The sequence below is a fragment of the Mesorhizobium sp. 128a genome (assembly GCF_053848025.1).
Genome location: NZ_JBSPKY010000062.1, coordinates 1 through 2654, shown reverse-complemented (window position 1 = coordinate 2654; position 2654 = coordinate 1). Strand labels below are relative to the sequence as shown.

Annotated in this window: 2 protein-coding genes; both read right to left on the bottom strand. The window is 64.2% G+C overall.

Annotated elements, in window-relative coordinates:
- Window positions 1-130: 130 nt before the first annotated feature.
- Window positions 131-946 carry an IS21-like element helper ATPase IstB gene (istB, locus tag ACWTU9_RS32995; protein WP_455861980.1) on the bottom strand — a complete coding sequence of 272 codons (816 nt, stop codon included), beginning with the start codon at window positions 944-946 and terminating at the stop codon, window positions 131-133.
- A complete protein-coding gene (istA, locus tag ACWTU9_RS32990; protein ID WP_455861979.1) occupies window positions 943-2469 on the bottom strand; it encodes an IS21 family transposase in 1527 nt (508 codons plus the stop codon). Before istA ends, istB begins: the two co-directional genes overlap by 4 nt.
- Window positions 2470-2654: the final 185 nt, after the last annotated feature.

Here is a 2654-nt window from a genome sequence, read left to right as displayed (position 1 = left end):
TATAGCGCGACAAACCGGGAGAGAGGAGCGCGTCAATCTGGATGAGAATCTAGTGTCGCGGCGGTGGTGATGATCGCGGCATTGATTGTCGCGCGCAAGAGGTTTGTGGATCTGATTGTCGCGGAGCGCGTCAATCAGGGGCGACGTTCGCGGATGTCGCATATGAGGCCGGCCGGCCCGGTCCGCGCTTTCGCTCGATCGCCTCGCGCCGCCGATAGCTCTCGACATTCATCTCGAAGATTGTCGCGTGATGGACGAGGCGGTCAACAGCGGCGAGAGTCATGGCGGGATCCGGGAAGACCTTGCCCCATTCGCCGAAGGGCTGGTTGGCGGTGATGAGCATGGAGCGTCGCTCGTAGCGGGCGCTGATGAGCTCGAACAGCACGCTGGTCTCGGCCTGGTCCTTGGTGACGTAGGCGAGATCGTCAAGGACCAACAGGTGGAAGCGGTCGAGCCGGTTGATGGCGGCTTCAAGGCCGAGTTCGCGGCGTGCGACCTGCAGCTTCTGGACGAGGTCGGTGGTGCGGGTGAACATGACCCGCCATCCGTTCTCGATGAGGGCGAGCCCGATGGCGGAGGCGAGATGGCTCTTTCCGCCGCCAGGCGGACCGAACAGCAGCAGGTTCGCTCCCTTCTCGAGCCAGCTGTCGCCGGCGGTGATCGCCATCACCTGCGCCTTGGAGATCATCGGCACGGCCTCGAACTCGAACGTATCGAGGGTCTTTCCCGGCAACAGGTGGGCTTCGGCGAGATGGCGCTCGATGCGGCGTCGATCGCGTTCGGCCAGCTCGTGTTCGGTGATAGCGGCGAGGAAGCGCCCGGCGGGCCAGCCTTCCTTGTCGGCCTGTTCGGCAAACTGCGGCCACATGAGTTTGATGGCGGGCAGGCGCAATTCGTTGAGGAGCAGGCTAAGCCTCGCGGCATCGATGGCGGTGTTGGTCTTCATGCCGCGTCTCCGGCCATCTTGAGTTCGGGGCCGGCGCCGATCAGGGTCTCATATGCGTTCAGCGGGCCAAGGCGCACGACGACGTTCGGTAGCCGGGAGGGATCTGGCGCGAAGCGTTGCCGCAAGGCGGTCATGTCGGGCAACCGTCGTGCCTTGAGCGAGAGGTTTAACTGATCGGCCAGTTCGCTCTCGCAGCAGCGTTCGTGAGCCATGGCAAGGAGTTCGACCATGGTGCGGCAGGCCTGCCGCTCGGGCAGACGATCGATGAGCATGTCGAAAGTTCGTCGGTATGCCTCGCGCGGAAAGAGCCGATCGCGATAGACGAGATTCAAAAGCGCCATCGGTTTGCGGCGCAGCGAATGGATGACATGGCGGTAGTCGACGACCTGATCGTGCTTGCCGGATCGAGACGCGCGACCGCGGGGCAGCGTCATCAAGGGCGTGCCTCCGATGAAGATGTCCAGCCGATCGTCGAAGAGGCGCACCCTGAGACGATGACCGATCAGCCGCGAGGGCACGGTGTAGAACACCTTGCGTAGCGTGAAGCCGCCCGAGGAGGTGACGCGCACGGAGACCTCCTCATAGTCGCATGTGCGCCGGACGGGCAGGTCCTGGAGTTCGGCGTGCTCGATGTCGATGCGCTTGGAATTACGCGCATTGCAGCGGCTGACGATCTCGTCGACGAAGCGGCGGTAGGCGGCGAGATCGTCGAAATCGGTTGATCCCCTCATCAGCAGCGCGTCGTCGAGTGCCCGTTTGAGATGGCCGTGTGGACCTTCGATGGAGCCGTTCTCGTGTGCGATGCCGGCATTGTTGCGGGTGGCGGTCATGCCGTAATGGGCGATGAGTTCCTCGTAGCGGCGCGTCACGTCCGCGCGGGCATCCTTGTCCAGATTCCGGAACGCAGCCGACAGACTGTCCGAGCGATGTTCACGAGGAACCCCGCCGAGCGACCAGAGCGCGTTCTGCAGGCCTTCGGCGAGGGCCACGAAGCTCTCGCCGCCGAGCACGACATGGGCATGCTCGAAGCCGGAATAGGCGAGCCGGAAATGGTAGAGGCGGTGGTCGAGCAACGCGCCGGCGATCGTGACGCCAGCGCCGCCCATGTCGGTAAAGTCCGACAGGCCGACCCGGCCGGGTTCGTGCACCTGCCGGAAGATGACCTCCTGCTCCTCGCCGTGCACAGCGCGCCAGGATCGGACGCGGCGCTCGATCGTGCGGCGAATGCCGGCGCCCAGTTCGGGATGGCGCCGCAGCATCTCCTCGAAGATGGCGACCGACCGGATGCCGGATGCGGCCCGCAGCAGAGGTACGATCTCGGTGTCGAAAATATCGGCAAGCGGATCGGGCCGCCGACGATCCCGCGGCGTCTTCTTCTGCGAAGGCAGCCTCGTATCATTCTCGATGCGATAGGCCGTGGCTGTGCTGATCGACGCCTTCGCCGCCGCGACGGCCGTCGTATGGGTCTTACGGAACTTCATGAAAAGCCTCATCTGGTGATCGGTTACGTGGCGGCCGGGCACAAAGTGATTCCTCCAATCGGAAAAACCACCGGCATACCGGTCGGCCGCGATCACCAGACGACGCCCCAAAACGAGCGCCACCGGCGACTTGAAACTCCGGTCGGGCTACGCCCTCCCTGCGCCTCAAGCCGCCGGCATTCTCATCCTGATTGACGCTGCTCTCTCACGTTGATCGCCGCGCCGCA

Coding starts and splice junctions, on each gene's coding strand:
- istB (WP_455861980.1), bottom strand. CDS start 946: ATGAAGACCAACACCGCCATCGATGCCGCGAGGCTTAGCCTGCTCCTC.